Annotated in this window: 16 protein-coding genes; 13 read left to right on the top strand and 3 right to left on the bottom strand. The window is 68.5% G+C overall.

The annotated features are described in order from the left end of the window. Nucleotides 1–187 precede the first annotated feature (187 nt). From paoA to AC1DSC_RS10690, 5 genes are all read left to right on the top strand, one after another. The gene (paoA, locus tag AC1DSC_RS10710) at nt 188–835 is read left to right on the top strand and encodes an aldehyde dehydrogenase iron-sulfur subunit PaoA (RefSeq protein ID WP_018907154.1); all 648 of its coding nucleotides are present in this window, start codon (nt 188–190) and stop codon (nt 833–835) included. After that, complete coding sequence (locus AC1DSC_RS10705) at nt 832–1,782, top strand: FAD binding domain-containing protein (protein ID WP_018907153.1); 951 nt, start codon at nt 832–834, stop codon at nt 1,780–1,782. The genes paoA and AC1DSC_RS10705 overlap by 4 nt, the downstream gene beginning before the upstream one ends. A gap of 5 nt (nt 1,783–1,787) precedes the next feature. Further along, a complete protein-coding gene (gene paoC, locus AC1DSC_RS10700; RefSeq protein WP_436288748.1) occupies nt 1,788–3,998 on the top strand; it encodes an aldehyde oxidoreductase molybdenum-binding subunit PaoC in 2,211 nt (736 codons plus the stop codon). Nucleotides 3,999–4,165: 167 nt separating this feature from the next. Beyond that, the gene (locus tag AC1DSC_RS10695; protein WP_018907149.1) at nt 4,166–4,477 is read left to right on the top strand and encodes a type II toxin-antitoxin system Phd/YefM family antitoxin; all 312 of its coding nucleotides are present in this window, start codon (nt 4,166–4,168) and stop codon (nt 4,475–4,477) included. 1 nt (nt 4,478) lies between these two features. Next, entirely contained in the window at nt 4,479–4,895 is a 417-nt protein-coding gene (locus AC1DSC_RS10690) for a type II toxin-antitoxin system RelE/ParE family toxin (RefSeq protein ID WP_062364805.1), read from the top strand. On the opposite strand, the gene AC1DSC_RS10685 is transcribed toward AC1DSC_RS10690, so the two are convergent. Next, nucleotides 4,892–5,350, bottom strand: a complete 459-nt coding sequence (locus tag AC1DSC_RS10685) for a (2Fe-2S)-binding protein (RefSeq protein ID WP_062364804.1) — start codon at nt 5,348–5,350, stop codon at nt 4,892–4,894. The two genes, AC1DSC_RS10690 and AC1DSC_RS10685, sit on opposite strands and share 4 nt — an antisense overlap. Nucleotides 5,351–5,360: 10 nt before the next feature. Continuing rightward, entirely contained in the window at nt 5,361–7,541 is a 2,181-nt protein-coding gene (locus tag AC1DSC_RS10680; protein WP_062364803.1) for a xanthine dehydrogenase family protein molybdopterin-binding subunit, read from the bottom strand. 173 nt (nt 7,542–7,714) lie between these two features. On the opposite strand from AC1DSC_RS10680, the gene AC1DSC_RS10675 reads away from it, so the two are divergent. Together AC1DSC_RS10675 and AC1DSC_RS10670 are read left to right on the top strand one after the other, a co-directional pair. Beyond that, nucleotides 7,715–8,407, top strand: a complete 693-nt coding sequence (locus tag AC1DSC_RS10675; protein ID WP_081247562.1) for a Crp/Fnr family transcriptional regulator — start codon at nt 7,715–7,717, stop codon at nt 8,405–8,407. A 112-nt stretch (nt 8,408–8,519) separates the two neighbouring features. Beyond that, nucleotides 8,520–10,316, top strand: a complete 1,797-nt coding sequence (locus tag AC1DSC_RS10670; RefSeq protein ID WP_062365378.1) for a tannase/feruloyl esterase family alpha/beta hydrolase — start codon at nt 8,520–8,522, stop codon at nt 10,314–10,316. Nucleotides 10,317–10,322: 6 nt separating this feature from the next. On the opposite strand, the gene AC1DSC_RS10665 is transcribed toward AC1DSC_RS10670, so the two are convergent. Then, entirely contained in the window at nt 10,323–10,868 is a 546-nt protein-coding gene (locus AC1DSC_RS10665; RefSeq protein WP_062364802.1) for a DUF4256 domain-containing protein, read from the bottom strand. Nucleotides 10,869–11,000: 132 nt separating this feature from the next. Here AC1DSC_RS10665 and AC1DSC_RS10660 point away from each other — a divergent pair, with 132 nt between their 5' ends. From AC1DSC_RS10660 to AC1DSC_RS10635, 6 genes are all read left to right on the top strand, one after another. Beyond that, nucleotides 11,001–11,462, top strand: a complete 462-nt coding sequence (locus AC1DSC_RS10660) for a hypothetical protein (RefSeq protein WP_062364801.1) — start codon at nt 11,001–11,003, stop codon at nt 11,460–11,462. 115 nt (nt 11,463–11,577) lie between these two features. After that, nucleotides 11,578–13,377, top strand: coding sequence for an FAD-dependent oxidoreductase (locus AC1DSC_RS10655; protein WP_062364800.1), 1,800 nt, complete (start codon nt 11,578–11,580; stop codon nt 13,375–13,377). Beyond that, nucleotides 13,374–15,215: a 2-oxoacid:acceptor oxidoreductase subunit alpha gene (locus AC1DSC_RS10650; protein ID WP_436288749.1), complete on the top strand. Its 1,842-nt coding sequence runs from the start codon at nt 13,374–13,376 to the stop codon at nt 15,213–15,215. The genes AC1DSC_RS10655 and AC1DSC_RS10650 overlap by 4 nt, the downstream gene beginning before the upstream one ends. After that, entirely contained in the window at nt 15,212–16,267 is a 1,056-nt protein-coding gene (locus tag AC1DSC_RS10645; protein WP_018907134.1) for a 2-oxoacid:ferredoxin oxidoreductase subunit beta, read from the top strand. Before AC1DSC_RS10650 ends, AC1DSC_RS10645 begins: the two co-directional genes overlap by 4 nt. A gap of 45 nt (nt 16,268–16,312) precedes the next feature. After that, nucleotides 16,313–16,750 (top strand): CBS domain-containing protein, encoded by a 438-nt coding sequence (locus AC1DSC_RS10640; RefSeq protein WP_015865532.1) that lies wholly within the window; start codon nt 16,313–16,315, stop codon nt 16,748–16,750. Between the two features lies 1 nt (nt 16,751). Continuing rightward, nucleotides 16,752–17,735 (top strand): AraC family transcriptional regulator, encoded by a 984-nt coding sequence (locus tag AC1DSC_RS10635; protein WP_230537980.1) that lies wholly within the window; start codon nt 16,752–16,754, stop codon nt 17,733–17,735. The last annotated feature ends 18 nt before the right edge of the window (nt 17,736–17,753 follow it).

Below are 17,753 nucleotides of genomic sequence, written 5' to 3'. Positions count from 1 at the left end.
AGAAAACAAGCGGAATGCCCTACCAATCCCCGCGCGGCGCCAGAAAAATAAGGAGCCGAAGACACGATGAAACTGTTCGCAGGTGCATGGCATCCGTTCTCCTATTGCGACCGCCGATGGCGCGTGATATCAGAAAGGGAAACGATGGCCGATCGATGCACCCGAACCTCGAACAACAGGAGCCGACATGGACAGTCCCACGATTCCCTTGATCTCGCGGCGCGACGCGCTCATTGCCGGCGCCGCCACCGCCACTGCCGCGGCGGTTTCTTCTTCGGCACCTGCCGAAGCCGCGGCCCCCAAAGCAGCCGCAACGCCAGGACCCCGCGCGAAGCTCTCGCTGAACGTCAACGGGCAGGTCCACGCGCTCGATCTCGACACGCGCACCACCTTGCTCGATGCACTGCGCGAGCACCTGCACCTGGCCGGCACCAAGAAGGGCTGCGACCATGGCCAGTGCGGCGCCTGCACGGTCATCCTCGATGGCCGGCGCATCAATTCCTGCCTGACGCTCGCGGTCATGCATGACGGCGCGCAGGTCACCACCATCGAGGGCCTGGGCACGCCGCAGAACATGCACCCGCTGCAGGCCGCCTTCGTCAAGCACGACGGCTACCAGTGCGGCTACTGCACGCCCGGGCAGATCTGCTCGGCGGTGGCCGTGCTCGACGAGATCAAGCGCGGCGTGCCGAGCCACGTGAGCGCCGATCTCACCGCGCGTCCGCTGCTGTCGGCCGAGGAATTGCGCGAGCGCATGAGCGGCAACATCTGCCGCTGCGGCGCCTACTCCAACATCGTCGATGCCATCACCGAGGTGGCCGGGAGCCGCACATGAAGCCATTCACCTACGAGAAAGCGCAGTCGCCCGCGCAGGCCGCGGCGGCGGTCGCGCGCCACCCAGGCGCCAAGTTCATTGCGGGCGGCACCAACCTGCTGGACCTGATGAAGCTGCAGATCGAGGCGCCCACGCACCTGGTCGACGTGAACGGCCTGGCGCTGGACAAGATCGAGCCGACACCCGAGGGCGGCCTGCGCATCGGCGCGCTGGTGCGCAACACCGACCTGGCCGCCGACGAGCGCGTGCGCCGCGACTACGGCGTGCTGTCGCGCGCACTGCTGGCCGGCGCCTCCGGCCAGTTGCGCAACAAGGCCACGACGGCGGGCAACCTGCTGCAGCGCACGCGCTGCCCCTACTTCTACGACACCGACCAGCCCTGCAACAAGCGCCAGCCGGGCAGCGGCTGCAGTGCCATCGGCGGCATCACGCGACAGCATGCGGTGGTCGGTACGAGCACGGCCTGCATCGCGACGAATCCAAGCGACATGGCCGTGGCGATGCGCGTGCTCGACGCGGCGGTGGAGACGGTGCGCCCCGACGGCCGCACGCGCGTGATCCCGATCGCCGACTTTCACCGCCTGCCTGGCAACACGCCGCACATCGAGACGGCGTTGGAGCGGGACGAGCTGATCACCGGCGTGACGCTCCCCAAGCCGATCGGCGGCACGCAGATCTACCGCAAGGTGCGCGACCGCGCCTCCTACGCCTTCGCGCTGGTGTCGGTGGCAGCGGTCGTGCAGCGCGACGGCTCGGGGCGCGTGGCGCTGGGCGGGGTGGCGCACAAGCCGTGGCGCGTGGAGGCCGCGGAGGCCGCGATGCCGCAGGGCGCCAAGGCGGTGGCCGCGCGACTGCTGGCCGGCGCGCAGACTACGCACGAGAACGCATTCAAGTTGCCGTTGGCCGAGCGCGCGCTGGCCGCGGCACTGGCGCAAGCAAGGAGCTGAGCAGCATGAAATTCGACACGCCCGCCACGACCAATCCGATCGACCAGCTCAAGATCATCGGCAAGCCGACGGACCGCATCGACGGCCCGATGAAGACCACCGGCACCGCGCGCTACGCCTACGAACGCCACACCGAAGTACCCAACGCCGCCTACGGCTGGGTGGTGGGCGCCGGCATCGCGAAAGGCCGCATCGCCTCGATGGACCTGGACGCCGCGCGCGCCGCACCGGGCGTGCTGGCCATCGTCACGGCGCGCAATGCCGGCAAGCTCGGCAAGGGCGACTTCAACACGGCCAAGCTCCTGGGCGGCCCCGAGATCGACCACTACCACCAGGCGGTCGCACTGGTCGTGGCCAACACCTTCGAGCAGGCGCGCGCCGCGGCGCAGCTGGTGCGCATCGCCTACACGCGTGCGCCGGGCCGCTTCGACCTGGCCGCCGAAAAGGATGCGGCGCAGATGCCCAAGGCCGATCCGTTTTCCGGCGAGCCGCTGACAAAGGCGGGCGACTTCGCGGGCGCGTTCGCCGCGGCCCCCGTGCAGCTCGATGCCACCTACACCACGCCCGACGAATCGCACGCCATGATGGAGCCGCACGCCTCCATCGCGCAGTGGCAGGGCGACAAGCTCACCATCTGGACCTCGAACCAGATGATTGCCTGGGGCGCCGGCGATGTCGCCAAGACGCTCGGCATTCCGAAGGCGAACGTGCGCCTTGTTTCGCCTTTCATCGGCGGCGGCTTTGGCGGCAAGCTGTTCGTGCGCGCCGATGCATTGCTGGCCGCGCTGGGCGCCCGGGCGGCCAGGCGGCCCGTGAAGGTGGCCTTGCAGCGGCCCTTGATGATGAACAACACCACCCACCGGCCCGCCACCATCCAGCGCATCCGCATCGGCGCCGAGAGAGACGGCAAGATCACCGCCATTGCGCACGAAGGCTGGTCCGGCGACCTGCCGGGCGGACAGCCGGAAACCGCGGTCAACCAGAGCCGGCTGCTGTACGCCGGTGCCAACCGCCTGACGACCACGCGGCTGGCCGTGCTGGACCTGCCCGAGGGCAACGCCATGCGCGCGCCCGGCGAGGCGCCGGGCATGATGGCGCTGGAAATCGCGATGGACGAGATGGCGGAGAAGCTCGCGCTCGACCCGGTCGAATTCCGCGTGCGCAACGACACGCAGGTCGATCCGGAGAAGCCGCAGCGTCCGTTTTCGCAGCGCAGGCTGGTCGAATGCCTGCGCACGGGCGCCGAGCGCTTCGGCTGGAGCCGGCGCAATGCCACGCCGGGGCAGCAGCGCGACGGTCGCTGGCTCGTGGGAATGGGCATGGCCGCGGCGTTCCGCAACAACCTCCTGATGAAGTCGGCCGCGCGCGTGCGGCTGGACAACCGGGGCATGGTCACGGTGGAAACCGACATGACCGACATCGGCACCGGCACGTACACCATCATTGCGCAGACCGCCGCCGAGACGATGGGCGTGCCGCTGGACCGGGTGCTCGTGCGCCTGGGCGATTCGGCCTATCCCGTGTCGTCCGGCTCGGGCGGGCAGTGGGGCGCCAACAACTCGACCTCGGGTGTCTATGCAGCCTGCATGAAGCTGCGCGAAGCCGTGGCAAGCAAGCTGGGCTTCGGCGCGGCCGACGTGGAATTCGCGGACGGCATGGTGCGCGCCGGCGAACGTGCGGTGCCGCTCGCCGAAGCGGCGGGCGCCGAAGGTTTGATGGCCGAGGACGGCATCGAGTACGGCGACCTCGACAAGAAGTACCAGCAGTCCACCTTCGGCGCGCATTTCGTGGAGGTGGGCGTCGACGCCGCCACCGGCGAGATCCGCGTGCGGCGCATGCTCGCGGTGTGCGCGGCGGGGCGCATCCTGAACCCCAAATCGGCGCGCAGCCAGGTGATCGGTGCCATGACGATGGGCGTCGGCGGGGCGCTGATGGAAGAGCTGGCGCTCGACAAGCGGCATGGTTTCTTCGTCAACCACGACCTCGCGGGCTACGAGGTGCCGGTGCATGCCGACATTCCCCACCAGGAGGTGATCTTCCTCGACGAGACCGACCCGATCTCCTCGCCGATGAAGGCCAAGGGCGTCGGGGAACTGGGCATATGCGGCGTCGCGGCCGCAGTGGCCAACGCGGTCTACAACGCCACGGGCGTCCGGGTGCGCAACTATCCGATCACGCTCGACAAGCTGCTGGACCGGTTGCCGCCGGTGGTGTGAGGAGAGGAGCGCGGTCGCGAAGGCGATCGTGCGTGGCCGATATTCAACAGATTGGACCGCCCCGTGCGCCTGAGAAGACGACGGATCGATCTTGCTTGAGCTGCAAGGGCTGGGAAGGCTCTAAAATGAGCAAAATATTGAGCACTTCTCGGCTCTCGGAGATTCGCATGTCTATTTCCGTTCGCGACATTGTTCCGTTTTCAACAGCGCGCACCCACCTTTCGGACCTCGTACTCGAAGTGCAGAACGGCGCGGAAAAAATCATCACGAAGAACGGCGAACCGGCTGTGGCCGTGATCGATGCCAAACGGCTTGACCACTACCACCGGCTGGAGCGTGCACGCATCCACCTGCTGCTGCTCGACGAGGTCGAACGGGGGTTGGCGGATGTGCAGGCCGGCCGCACGGTCGATGCGCTGGAAGGCCTGGCGGAGCTGAAACTGAAGCGCAAGGCGCGTTCCGGCGGCACTGCCGGCTGAAATGGCTGGCCGCGAAGAAGAAGGGGCGGCACTGGCGCGCGTGCAGTACGCGCGCAACTTTGCATCGAACCTCGAAAGCATCGAAGCATTCTGGCTCGACAACGACTTTGCACAAGGCTATGAGCGCCTGCTCGATGCGCTGACCGATGTCGTTGTTCCGAACCTGCAGCGGCACCCTCGCATGGGTCGGCATTTTCTGAAACGGGCCGTCGAATCCGTCGAGGCGAAGCGGCTTCTCGAGCGCATTGGCTTGCAGCTGTCCGCTTTGGGCCCCAATGCCGAGCTGCGCGAATACGTGATGGATGAATACCTGGTCCTGTACCTTGTGTCCGATGGCGATCCAGGTGATGCGGGCATTGTTCAGTTGTTGGCGATCAAGCACCACAGGCAGCTCGGCTTCGATTGGCCAACCCGCTAACCCATCATCGCCGCAGCCGCCTTGATCGCTTCGCGCACGCGCCCATAGGTGCCGCAGCGGCACACGTTCTCGATCGCGTCGATGTCCGCGTCGGTGGGGTTGCGGGTGCGCCGCAGCAGGTCGACCGCCGCCATGATCTGGCCTGGCTGGCAGAAGCCGCATTGCGGCACGTCGAGGTTCATCCAGGCCTGCTGCACCGGATGCAGCGTGTTGCCGTTGGCCAGGCCCTCGATGGTCGTGACCTGCCGGCCGCGCACGTCGGCGACCCGCGTGGAGCAGGTGGTGACCGCCTTGCCGTCCACGTGGCAGGTGCAGGCCTTGCACACGTTGATGCCGCAGCCGTACTTCGGGCCGGTGATGCCGAGCTTGTCGCGCAGCACCCAGAGCAGGGCCATGTCGTCAGGCGCCTCGACGTCGACGTTGCCGCCGTTCACCTTGAAAGATTGCACAGGCATGGCGGGCTCCTCAGTGGGGTACCGGCACGACGACCGGCGTGGGCAGCTTGCCCGGGGGGATGGGGGTGAAATCGACGGGGAAGTTCAGCGGAAAACTCCGCGGCTTCTTGCCGGTGGCGCGCGCATAGGCGTTGGCGATCGCGCCCGAGCTGGCCGACAGGCCCACCTCGCCCAGGCCGCCGATCGCCTCGCCGCTCGTGGGGGGCATGATGATGACCTTCACGTCCTTCGGGTAGTTCTTCATGCGCGCGAAGTGGTACTGCGAGTAGCTGCCTTCCAGCGGCAGGCCGTTCTGGATGTGCAGGCCGGCCGTCAGCACGATGGAGATCGACTCGCACAGGCCGCCCTGCATCTGCGCCTCGATGCCCGAGGGGTTGATGGGGGTGCCGACGTCGATCGCGATGGTGGCGCGGGTCACCTTGAGGTCGGTGGGCACGCGCGCGTCGAGCTCGACGATGCAGGCGGTGAAGGACTTCGACTCCTGGTGCACGCCCACGCCCTGTGCGAAGCCCGCCGGCATGGCCTTGCCCCATTGCGCCGCCTCGGCCACGGCCTTGAGCACCGCGCGTGCGCGCGGCAGGCGCAGGTATTCGAGGCGGAAGGCGACGGGGTCCTTGTGCAGCGCCCTGGCCATCTCGTCGACCAGGATCTCCTCCACCATGCGCGAGGGCTGGATGTGCACCGAGCGGTAGGAGCAGGTGTTGATGTCCATCGCGACCGGCGTCAGCAGCTTGGTGGTGACGCCGAAGTTGTACGGCGAGCTGACCATGGTCTTGAACATGACCTGCTCGATGGCGAAGTTGCCCACCGTCTGCGGAAATCCGTTGGGCAGCGCGATGGCCGCGGCGCCCAGCATCTCGCCGAAACCGTGGCGCGTATCGAGCCGCACGCCCGCGATGCGCTGCTCGAAGGAGATGACCTGGCCCAGCAGCATCGTGGCGCGCGCCCGATGGAACATGGGCGGGCGCACGCGGCCGTGGCGCATGTCGTCGGTGCGGTGGTACATCAGGCGGCAGGGCCGGCCCAGCGCCTTGGAGATCTGTACTGCTTGCAGCGTCGCGTCCCAGAACAGCCGCCGCCCGAAGGAGCCGCCGGAGGGCACCGCATGCACCTTGACCTTGTCCAGCGGCAGGCCCAGGTCGGCGGCCACCGCCTGCTGCGTGACGATCGGGCTCTGCAGGCCGGACCAGATCTCGGCGCGGTCGGCGCGCACGTCGGCAATGGCGCATTCTGTTTCCATCGGGCAGTGCGAGACCGCCGCGAACTCGAACTCGCCCTCGACCGTCAACGCGCCCAGCGGCGGCAGCAGGAAGGGCAGCAGCGCGGATTTGAGCTTCTGCTGGATGCTGGCGTTGGACTCGCCGGCGACCGGGCCCGCGGTCCAGGTGACGTCGAGCGCGTTCACCGCGGCCCAGGCCTGCCCGAAGGTCTCGGCCATCACCGCCACGCCGGGCGGCGTGGGCACGATGCCGTTGGTGGCGGGAATCGGCGCGATGCCCAGCACGCCGGGCATGCCCATCACCGCGGTCGTGTTGTTGATGCGCACGAACTGGCCGTTGATGGTGGGCGGCCGGCACACCATGGTCGGCTTCGCGTCGGGCACGGCCTGGTCGAGCGTGAACTTCTTGCGTCCGGTCACGATGTCCAGCGCGTCCAGCCGCGTCACGCGCTGGCCGACCACCGCGCTGGCGGAGCCCGCGGCCAGCCCGCCGATCAGCGGCATGCCCGCATGCAGCGAGCGCACGCTCGAGGAGCCTCCGGTGAGCTGGTTGTACATCAGCTCCGGGCTGGCGTCGGCGGAGCCCACCTCGATCGCGTTCAGCGGCAGGCCCAGCTTGTCGGCCAGCATCATCGCGGCGGCGGTGGCGATGCCCTGGCCCGACTCGAAGCGCGGCAGCTCCAGCCGGACGCGGCCGTTCGCAAGCTTGCTCACCTTGACCAGCGGCATGGTCGGCAGCGCCGTCACCGTCACCGCATCGCCGATGTCGACCAGGTCGGTCGTGTCGGGCGGGGTCATCGGCAGTATCGCGGCCCGGGCCGACGAAGGGGCCGCGAGGCCGCCGAGCCCCGCGGCGGCCGAGATCAGCGGCGCGGAGGCCGCATATCCCAGCAGGTCGCGCCGGCGCATGCCGGGCGGTTCGTCATGAGAGGGCGCAGGCGTGGGGCCCGCGCCGGATTCGGGATGTTCCATCCTTGTCTCCAGTCTTATGGTTGTGTGGCGAACGGGAGTCAATATGTCATGATCGCCGCGACAAAAATGTCTTTTCAAAGACATTACTTACGGATGTGTTCGCCCGCCTTCCCACGCAGGCCCCGGTGTGCACGGAGGAGCGAGCAAGCAACAGGCGAGCGAGGCAAGCACGTATGTCGTCGAAGGCCATGGAGACCATGCTCCGCGAGAGCTTGTGGGCGCAGACCCTGGCGGCCGAGGAACTCGACCGCGTGGTGCGCGAGTCGTACGAGCGCGAGGTGCCGGCCGGCGGTTTCGTGATGCGCCGCGGCGAGCCCGCGGACCTCTGGCTCGGCGTCATCGAGGGCCTGGTGAAGATGTCGCTCTCGCTGGCCGATGGCCGCGTCTCCACATTCACCGGCGTGACCTCCGGCGGCTGGGCCGGCGAAGGCTCGCTGCTGAAACCCGGCCCCTGGCGCTACGACGGCGTGGCCATGCGTCCGACGCGCGTGGCCTGCGTGCCGCGCCATACCTTCGAACGCCTGGTGTCGACGAACCTCGAGTTCGACCGGTTCCTGCTGTCGCACATCAATGCGCGCCTGAGCCTGTTCATCGGACTCATGGAGTTCGACCGCCTGCTGGGCCCCGACGCGCGCATTGCACGCTGCCTGGCCAGCCTGTTCGACCCGATCCTCTATCCGCAGGCGAGCAGCTTCGTACGCCTGACCCAGGACGAGATCGGCCTCCTGTCCGCGGTCTCGCGCCAGCGCGCCAACCGGGCGCTGCATGCGCTCGAGCGCGCAGGCCTGCTGCGGGTGGAGCACGGCGGCGTGGAGGTGATCGATCTTGAAGGCCTGCGCAACTACCTTGGTGAAGGGAGCTCCTAGCGCAGCCGGCGGTATCCGGGTTTATCCTCGTTTTTTGGTTATGGATCAAAACTACATTGGTTATCTTCAATAACCTTTGTGGCCGACGGTGCCGCCGGCCGAGGAGACCAGCATGGATCACATCGTGTCATCGTCCTGGCGGTCGGCATGGGCCGCGGTGGGTGCGGCCGCATTGCTCGCGGCCTGCGGCGGAGGTGGCGGCGGCGGGAGCGGCGGCTTTGCATTCCTGCCGATCGTTCCGGCCGCGCCGGCGGCACCGCCGCCTGCGCCACCCGCACCGCCGCCCGCGGCCTCGCGGGAGGCGAGGCCCGGCACGCTGCAGTCGTGCAGCGACCTCGCGAGCAAGGCCGCCTTCAATGGCACGGCCTACACCAGCATCACTTCCGTGGCGGCCGGCACCCTCACGGTGGCGGGCGTGGGCACACCCACGCCGGCGCACTGCCTGGTGCAGGGAAAGATGAACGAGCGCAGCAGCAGCGTCGACGGCCGCACCTATGCGATCGGCTTCGAGATGCGCCTGCCGGTCGACTGGAACGGGCGCTTCTTCTACCAGGCCAACGGCGGGCTCGACGGAAGCGTGGTGCCGGCCACGGGCGGCGTCGGGGGCGGGTCGCCCACGACCACGGCGCTGCACATGGGCTTTGCCGTGATCAGCTCCGATGCGGGCCACTCGGGCGCGCAGAACCCGGTCTTCGGCATCGATCCGCAGGCGCGCCTGGACTACGGCTACAACGCCGTCGCGCAGCTCACGCCGATGGCCAAGAACCTGATCGCCAAGGCCTATGGCCGCGCGGCCGACCGCTCCTACTTCGGCGGCTGCTCGAACGGCGGCCGCCATGCGATGGTGGCGGCCGCGCGCTCCGCCAACGATTACGACGGCATCCTGGCCGGCAATCCCGGCTTCAACCTGCCGAAGGCCGCGGTCGCGCAGCTCTACGGCGTGCAGCAGTACGTGCAGGTGACGACCGCCAACACGCCGGCCGGCAAGCCGGACCTGCAGACGGCCTTCACGCAGGCGGAGATGGACACGGTCGCCGGCGCCGTGCGGGCCAAGTGCGACGCGCTCGACGGCGCAACCGATGGCATCGTCGCGAACGTGCAGGCCTGCAAGACGGCCTTCAAGCTGGCCACCGACGTGCCCACCTGCAGCGGCGCGCGCGACGGCAGCTGCCTCACGGCGGCGCAGAAGACCGTGCTCGACAACGTCTTCGGCGGTGCGCGCAACACCGCGGGCGCCGCGCTCTACAACGGCTTTCCGTATGACGCGGGCATCAACGGCGCCGATTGGCGGCAATGGAAGTTCTCCAACTCGCAGAACCTGGACACGGCCGCGGTCGGCTTCGTGTTCAGCTCGCCGCCGCTGGGCACGAGCCGCCCCTCGGGCATCGACTTTGCGCTGGGCTTCAGCATGGACGCCGATGCGCCGGGCATCTTCGCGACCACGGCGCTCTACACCGAGTCGGCCATGTCCTTCATGACGCCGCCGAACCCGGGCAACCTCGCGGTGCTGCGCGACCGCGGCAGCAAGCTCATGGTCTACCACGGCACCAGCGACGCGGTGTTCTCGTCGGACGACACGACGCGCTGGTACGACGAACTGCGCGCGGCCAATGGCGGCGATGCCTCCGGCTTTGCGCGCTTCTTCCCGGTGCCCGGCATGAACCACTGCGGGCGAGGCCCGGCCACGGACCAGTTCGACATGCTGACGCCGCTGGTGGCCTGGGTGGAGAAGGGCAAGGCGCCGGATGCCGTGGTCGCCGCCGCGCGCGGTGCGGGGGCCAACGTGGTCAACACGGAACTGCCCGCCGGCTGGTCGGCCACCCGCACGCGGCCCCTGTGCCCGTACCCGAAGGTGGCGACCTACGTGGGCGGCGATCTCGAATCGGCTGCCAGCTTCGCCTGCAAGTAGGCGGGCCTACACGCGAAGCAACCCGCGAAAGCCCCTGGCCGCGTAGTACGACTGCGCGCCGTTGTGATAGACGAACACCCGGCCATAGCGCCGGTCGCCGAAGAGGGCGCCGCCGAGCGCCCGGATCTCCGGCGGTGCCTGGATCCAGCTCGAGGTCTTGAGGTCGAACTCGCCGAGCGCCTGCAGGTCCCGGTACTGTTCTTCGGTGAGAAGCTCGATGCCCATCGCGGCGGCCATCTCGACCGCGCCGCTCTTTGGCTTGTGTTCCTTGCGGGCGTCGAGCGCTTCGCGGTCGTAGCAGAGGCTGCGGCGGCCGCCGGGGGTCTCCACGGAACAATCGCAGAAGCTGAGGCGGCCGGTCTTCCTGTCCTGGCCGATGAGGTCGGGTTCCCCGCCCGTGGCCTCCATCTCGCGCAGCGACTTCAGCGCGCCGGGATGGGCCTCGAGCCTGGCTTGCACGTCGGCCCAGGCGATGGCCTTGTGCCGGTGCATGTTCTTCTCGAAGCGGGTCTTCAGGGCCTGGAGCAGCGCTTCCCGTTCTTGCGCCTTCATGGTTCTTGAATGAGTGCGTTGGGGTTGGTTGCAGGTCTGCCTTGCGCGTGACAGTTTGCCAGATGACATGCGCGGCCCGCGGGATTAAGCTTTTGCCCCGCGCAGGAAATCGCTTGCGATGGAGGTCTCGCCATGACCAGTCCAGCCCGTTCGTTGCTCCGCACTCCGGCACCGGGGAAAGAGATCGATCTTCCGGCCAGGATGGTGGGCGAGGGGTTCCAGATTGCCGCCCGCTCGCAGAAGACCTACGTCGCCACGGGCGCGCCCGTGGTCTTCTTCGACGTCCTCTCCGACAACGGCGAGCGCATCGGCATGGCCAATGCGATCCTCGAGCCGCGTTCCGAGGCCGTGGCGGGCATCGGGCATGTCTGCGTGACGCTGAGCGAGGCGCACGCTTCCGTGGAGCTGCTGACGCAGGTCGCCGATGTCCTGGTCGACTACGCCCTCGATTCGGGCCTGCGCGAAGTCATGATCGTGGTGCCGCAATCGCATGCAGATTCGGTCGAGGCGTGCTGCAGGCTCGACCCGGTCTCGTCCGGCGCAACGCACCTCGGGCACGGCGTCGAGGGGCAGGTCTACATGTATCGACGGTAGCGGGGCACCTGCGGGATTTCACCAAGGCCCTGCGGCGGCTGGCGCGGCGCATACTTGCCGCAGCGCCGCTCGCCGGCCCCTCCGGGGCTCCGGGCGACTGTCAGGAGGCACGCCCTTGCAGCGAACCGACATTGCCAACCCGGCCTATTTCCACAAGGTCGTCGATTGCCAGTACGCCTGCCCGGCGCACACCCCCGTCCCCGAATACATCCGCATGATCGCGCAGCGCCGCTATGGCGACGCCTACATGGTCAACTGGGTGTCCAACGTCTTTCCCGGCATCCTGGGGCGCACCTGCGACCGGCCTTGCGAGCCGGCCTGCCGGCGCGGGCGGGTGGAGGAAAGTAACTCAAAGAATCCTGAGCCGGTGGCGATCTGCCGGCTCAAGCGCGTGGCGGCCGACATGAAGGAGGACGTGCGCGCGCGCATGCCCAAGCCCGCGCCCGGCAACGGCAAGCGCATCGCCTGCGTGGGCGCGGGGCCGGCCTCGCTCACCGTCGCGCGCGACCTGGCGCCGCTGGGCTACGAGGTGACGGTGTTCGACGAGGAGGCCAAGGCCGGCGGCTTCATCCGCACCCAGATCCCGCGCTTTCGGCTGCCGGAGTCGGTGATCGACGAGGAGACCGGCTACATCCTGGACCTGGGCGTCGAGTTCCGCGGCGGCGAGCGCATCGGCTCGATGAAGGCGCTGATGGCCGAGGGGTGGGACGCGATCTTCGTCGGCTGCGGTGCGCCGCGCGGGCGCGACCTGGACATTCCCGGGCGCCGGGAAGCGGCGGCCGCCATCCACATCGGCATCGACTGGCTCAATTCCGTGTCCTTCGGCCACGTGAGCCGCATCGGCCGGCGCGTGATCGTGCTGGGCGGCGGCAACACGGCGATGGACTGCTGCCGCTCGGCCCGGCGCCTGGGCGGCAGCGACGTGAAGGTGATCGTGCGCAGCGGCTTCGACGACATGAAGGCCTCGCCCTGGGAGAAGGAAGACGCGCAGCACGAAGGCATTCCGATCATCGACTTCCATGTGCCCAAGGCCTTTGTCCACGACGAGGGCCGGCTGCTGGGCATGACCTTCGAGCGGGTCCGCGCCGAGTACGACGCGCAGGGCCGCCGCACGCTGGTGCCCACCGGCGAGCCCGATGCCTGGTTCGAATGCGACGAGGTGCTGGTGGCGGTGGGTCAGGAGAACGCCTTTCCGTGGATCGAGCGCGACTGCGGCCTCGCCTTCGACACCTCGGGCCTGCCCGTGCTCGACAAGAACACCTTCCAGTCGACGGTGCCCCATGTGCTGTTCGGCGGCGATGCGGCCTTCGGCCCCAAGAACATCATCACGGCCGTGGCCCACGGCCACGAGGCGGCGGTGTCGATCGACCGGCTGCTGCGCGCCGAGCCGGTGTATGTGCGCCCGGCGCCCATGACCAACCTGGTGTCGCAGAAGATGGGCATCCACGAGTGGAGCTACGACAACGACACCTCCAACGACCTGCGCTACAAGGTGCCGTGGGCCAAGGCCGAGAAGGCGCTGGCCAGCATCGCGGTGGAGGTGGAACTGGGCTTCGACGCCGCCACCGCCTTCAAGGAGGCCGAGCGCTGCCTGAACTGCGATGTGCAGACGGTGTTCACCGAATCCGCCTGCATCGAATGCGATGCCTGCGTGGACATCTGCCCGATGGACTGCATCAGCTTCACCACCAACGGCGACGAGGCGGATCTGCGCCAGCGGCTCAAGGCGCCGGCGCTCAACCTGGCGCAGGACCTGTATGTTTCGGGCGGGCTCAAGACGGGCCGGGTGATGGTCAAGGACGAGGACGTCTGCCTGCACTGCGGCCTGTGCGCCGAGCGTTGCCCCACGGGCGCCTGGGACATGCAGAAGTTCCTGCTGAAGATGACACCTGCGGGGCAGGGGGCCACTGCATGAGCGCCATTCCACAAATTGAGGCGGTCAACGATTTCGTCATCAAGTTCGCCAACGTCAACGGCTCGGGATCGGCCTCGGCCAACGAGCTGTTCGCCAAGGCCATCCTGCGCATGGGCGTGCCGGTGAGCCCGCGCAACATCTTCCCGAGCAACATCCAGGGCCTGCCGACCTGGTACGAGGTGCGCGTGACCGAAGACGGCCACCTGGGCCGGCGCGGCGGCACCGACATGATGGTGGCGATGAACCCGCAGACCTGGGACGCCGACGTGGCCGAGCTGGAGCCCGGCGGCTACCTGTTCTACGACAGCACGCGGCCGCTGCCGCCCTCGAAGTTCCGCAGCGACGTCCGCGTGATCGGCATGCCGCTGACCGAGATCTGCAACGCCGTCTACCAGGACCCGCGGCAGCGCCAGCTGTTCAAGAACATCGTCTACGTGGGCGCGCTGGCCATCCTGCTGGGCATCGATCCGGAAGTGGTCGAGAAGCTGTTCGGCGAGCAGTACAAGGGCAAGGAAAAATTGCTCGCCTCCAACGTGCAGGCGCTGCACCTGGGCTGCGACTTCGCGCGCGAGAACCTCGAGCCGCTGGGCCTCAGGGTGCGGCGCGCCGACCGGGTGGGCGACCGCATCTTCGTGGACGGCAACAGCGCCGCGGCGCTGGGCTGCGTGTACGGCGGCGCCACGGTGGCGGCCTGGTATCCGATCACGCCGTCGTCCTCGGTGGCCGAGGCCTTCCAGAAGTACTGCGCCAAATTCCGCGTGGACCCGGCCACCGGGCAGCACCGCTTTGCCATCGTGCAGGCGGAGGACGAGCTGGCTTCCATCGGCATGGTGGTCGGCGCGGGCTGGAACGGCGCACGCGCCTTCACGGCGACCTCGGGGCCCGGCATCTCGCTGATGGCCGAGTTCATCGGCCTGGCCTACTTTGCCGAGATCCCGGTCACGCTCATCAACGTGCAGCGCGGCGGCCCATCGACGGGCATGCCCACGCGCACGCAGCAGGCCGACATCCTGGCCTGCGCCTATGCCTCGCACGGCGACACCAAGCACGTGCTGCTGTTTCCGGAAGACCCGCACGAGTGCTTCGAGCATGCGGCGGCGGCGCTGGACCTGGCCGACCGGCTGCAGACGCCGGTGTTCCTGATGACGGACCTGGACATCGGCATGAACCAGCGCCTGTGCGCGCCCTTTGCCTGGGACGACAGCCAGGCCTACGACCGCGGCAAGCTCATGAGCGCCGAGGAGCTCGAGGCCGGCCGCGACTTCGGCCGCTACAAGGACGTGGACGGCGACGGCATCCCCTGGCGTACGCTGCCGGGCACGCACCCGAGCAAGGGCAGCTACTTCACCCGCGGCACCACGCGCGATGCCTATGCCCGGTACTCGGAGCGCGGGCCGGACTACATCTACAACATGGAGCGGCTGCTGAAGAAGTTCGCGACCGCGGCCGCGCTGGTGCCGCAGCCGGTGCTGCGCCCGGCCGCCGAAAAGACCGACCTGGGCGTGATCTATTTCGGTTCGACCAGCCCGTCGATGCACGAGGCGCTGCAGGCACTGGAAGCACGCGGCATCCACCTCGATGCGCTGCGGCTGCGCGCCTTTCCGTTTCCAGAGAGCGTGGTGCAGTTCCTCGCGCAGCACCGGCAGGTGTTCGTGGTCGAGCAGAACCGCGATGCGCAGATGCGCAGCCTGCTGGTCAACGAGCTGGACATCGATCCCGCCCGGCTGGTGCGGGTGCTGCATTTCGACGGCACGCCCATCACGGCGCGCTTCATCGTCCAGGCCATCAGCACGCATGTGCAGGAGACGCAAGCCTCTGGCACGAAGGAATCGGCATGACCTACCTCGCCAAGCCCCGGCTGCACCATCCGACGCTGGCCACCAACAAGGTCGGCTACACGCGGCGCGACTACGAGGGCAAGATCTCCACGCTGTGCGCCGGCTGCGGACACGACTCCATCTCCGCCGCCATCATCGAGGCCTGCTGGGAGCTGGACATCGAGCCGCACCGCGTGGCCAAGCTCTCGGGCATCGGCTGCAGCTCCAAGACGCCGGACTACTTCCTGGGCGCCTCGCACGGCTTCAACACGGTGCACGGCCGCATGCCCAGCGTGCTGACCGGCGCCAACCTGGCCAACCGCGACCTGCTGTACCTGGGCGTCTCGGGCGACGGCGATTCGGCGTCCATCGGCCTGGGCCAGTTCGCCCACGCGATGCGGCGCGGCGTGCGCATGGCCTACATCGTGGAGAACAACGGCGTCTACGGCCTGACCAAGGGCCAGTTCTCGGCCACGGCCGACCAGGGCTCCAGGAGCAAGAAGGGCGTGGTCAACAGCGACAGCCCGGTGGACCTGGTGGCCATGGCGCTGCAGCTGGGCGCGAGCTACGTGGGGCGGGGCTTCTCGGGCAACAAGGCGCAGCTGGTGCCGCTCATCAAGGGGGCGATCAGCCACGGCGGCGCCGCCTTCATCGACGTGATCAGCCCCTGCGTCGCCTTCAACAACCACCCGGGCAGCACCAAGAGCTACGACTACGTGCGCGAGCACAACGAGGCGGTCAGCCGCATCGACTTCATCAGCGGGCGGGAAGAGATCACCGTCGACATGGCGCCGGGCGAAGTGATGGACGTGCGCCAGCACGACGGCACCCTGCTGCGCCTGCGCAGCCTGCATCCGGGCTACGACCCCGGCGACCGCCATGCCGCCATGGCCCACATGCAGCGGCACCAGGAGATGGGCGAGGTGGTGACCGGGCTGCTCTTCGTCGATCCGCTGGCCAGCGACCTGCACACGGCGCTCAACACCAGCGACCGGCCGCTCAATGCGCTGGGCCCGGCCGAGCTGTGCCCCGGCGCCGAGGCGCTCGCGCGGCTCAACGCGTCCTTGCGCTGAGCGGCGTCCGGCGGCACCATTGGGTTCCTTTCCGGAGGGCGCACCATGGCCGAGCGCACCGTTTTCCAATCCATCTCGCGCAAGCACGTGATCAGCCTGGGTCCGCAGGCCAGCGCGCGCGACGCCGCGTGCGTGATGACGCGCGCCAACTGCGGCAGCGTGCTCGTGCTGGAACTGCCCGACATCCTGCTGGGCATCCTGACCGAGCGCGACTTGATGACCCGCGTGCTGGCGCGGGGGCTCGACCCCGACCGAACGACGGTGCGCGAGGTCATGACGCCCAACCCGATCTGCGTGCCGCCCGAAACGCCGGTGTCCGACGCCGTGGTGCTGATGCTCGAACGGGGCTTTCGCCACCTGCCGCTGGTGGCGGGAACGAAGATCCTGGGCGTGTTCTCGGTGCGCGACGCGCTGCCGCGGGAGCTCGGCACGGCGGTCAGCCTGACGGAGTTCCGCGAGCAGGTGAACGACGCGCTGGGGTAAGGTGGAGGATGGCGTCCCGTCCGGATCAACCTCCTGCGGTGGTGTCGCCATCGAAAGCCTTCCCCACATGCTGAATCCCCTTCGTTCCGACTGCCAACTTGGACAACGGTTGGCGTCGCAGTACGGCATCGACGCCGTGCAGTCACTCGTGAGCAGGTCGCGCCGCGGCTGCGAGCTGGGCGTCGCCCGGATGCGCTATGAGTTGCCGCATCTGTTCGTGCTCGCGCCTCTCCCGCTCGAGAACGCATTCCTGCTCAGCGTGGAGATCAATCCGGGCGGCAGCCGGCGCATCGTCCGTGACGGCAAATCCCGGCAACTGGGCCTGCAGCAGGAGGGCGCCTTTCACATTGCCGATCTTTCGCAGCACGCCTCGGCCTACGTGAGCAGCCCGTTCCATTCGATGTTCTTCCACCTGCCGCGCGCAACCATCGATGCGTTCACCGAAGAAATGGAGATGCCGCGTGTCGATCGGCTGGACTGCGCCGCCGGCACGCTGGACCCGGTGGTCGCCCATCTGGGCCGGGCCATGCTGCCGGTGCTGATGCATCCGCAGGATGCGAGCCGGCTGTTCGTGGAACACCTGGCGCTGGCACTGAAGGCGCACGTGGTGCATGTCTACGGCGGCGCGGCCGGGCCGGCGCCCGTGCACACCCGAGGCCTCGCGCCGTGGCAAGAGCGCCGCGCCAAGGACTTTCTCGTGGCGCACCTCGCAGGGGACGTATCGCTGGGCGACGCGGCGCGCGAATGTGCGCTGTCGCGCAGCCACTTCAGCAAGGCGTTCAAGCAGACGACGGGGCAGACGCCGCATGCATGGCTTGTAGCGCAGCGCGTGCAAGCGGCGCGTCGGCTGCTGGGGCAGCCGCATCTTCCGATTGCCGAGATTGCCACGGCCTGCGGTTTTTCCGATCAGAGCCACCTGACGCGGGTTTTCACCGCGCACACAGGCACATCTCCGGCGCGGTGGCGGCGCCTGAACGCGGGCTGATTCGCGCGCCGGCCAAGG

This window comes from Variovorax sp. 01N425, from assembly GCF_056399465.1.
Note: the sequence above shows the minus strand (reverse complement) of the source record. Positions and strands in the feature narration are given on the sequence as shown.

Excerpts from the sequence above, each read along its gene's own strand:
- paoA (WP_018907154.1), top strand. The coding sequence starts at position 188 with ATGGACAGTCCCACGATTCCCTTGATCTCGCGGCGCGACGCGCTCATT.
- AC1DSC_RS10705 (WP_018907153.1), top strand. The coding sequence starts at position 832 with ATGAAGCCATTCACCTACGAGAAAGCGCAGTCGCCCGCGCAGGCCGCG.
- paoC (WP_436288748.1), top strand. The coding sequence starts at position 1,788 with ATGAAATTCGACACGCCCGCCACGACCAATCCGATCGACCAGCTCAAG.
- AC1DSC_RS10695 (WP_018907149.1), top strand. The coding sequence starts at position 4,166 with ATGTCTATTTCCGTTCGCGACATTGTTCCGTTTTCAACAGCGCGCACC.
- AC1DSC_RS10690 (WP_062364805.1), top strand. The coding sequence starts at position 4,479 with ATGGCTGGCCGCGAAGAAGAAGGGGCGGCACTGGCGCGCGTGCAGTAC.
- AC1DSC_RS10685 (WP_062364804.1), bottom strand. The coding sequence starts at position 5,350 with ATGCCTGTGCAATCTTTCAAGGTGAACGGCGGCAACGTCGACGTCGAG.
- AC1DSC_RS10680 (WP_062364803.1), bottom strand. The coding sequence starts at position 7,541 with ATGGAACATCCCGAATCCGGCGCGGGCCCCACGCCTGCGCCCTCTCAT.
- AC1DSC_RS10675 (WP_081247562.1), top strand. The coding sequence starts at position 7,715 with ATGTCGTCGAAGGCCATGGAGACCATGCTCCGCGAGAGCTTGTGGGCG.
- AC1DSC_RS10670 (WP_062365378.1), top strand. The coding sequence starts at position 8,520 with ATGGATCACATCGTGTCATCGTCCTGGCGGTCGGCATGGGCCGCGGTG.
- AC1DSC_RS10665 (WP_062364802.1), bottom strand. The coding sequence starts at position 10,868 with ATGAAGGCGCAAGAACGGGAAGCGCTGCTCCAGGCCCTGAAGACCCGC.
- AC1DSC_RS10660 (WP_062364801.1), top strand. The coding sequence starts at position 11,001 with ATGACCAGTCCAGCCCGTTCGTTGCTCCGCACTCCGGCACCGGGGAAA.
- AC1DSC_RS10650 (WP_436288749.1), top strand. The coding sequence starts at position 13,374 with ATGAGCGCCATTCCACAAATTGAGGCGGTCAACGATTTCGTCATCAAG.
- AC1DSC_RS10645 (WP_018907134.1), top strand. The coding sequence starts at position 15,212 with ATGACCTACCTCGCCAAGCCCCGGCTGCACCATCCGACGCTGGCCACC.
- AC1DSC_RS10640 (WP_015865532.1), top strand. The coding sequence starts at position 16,313 with ATGGCCGAGCGCACCGTTTTCCAATCCATCTCGCGCAAGCACGTGATC.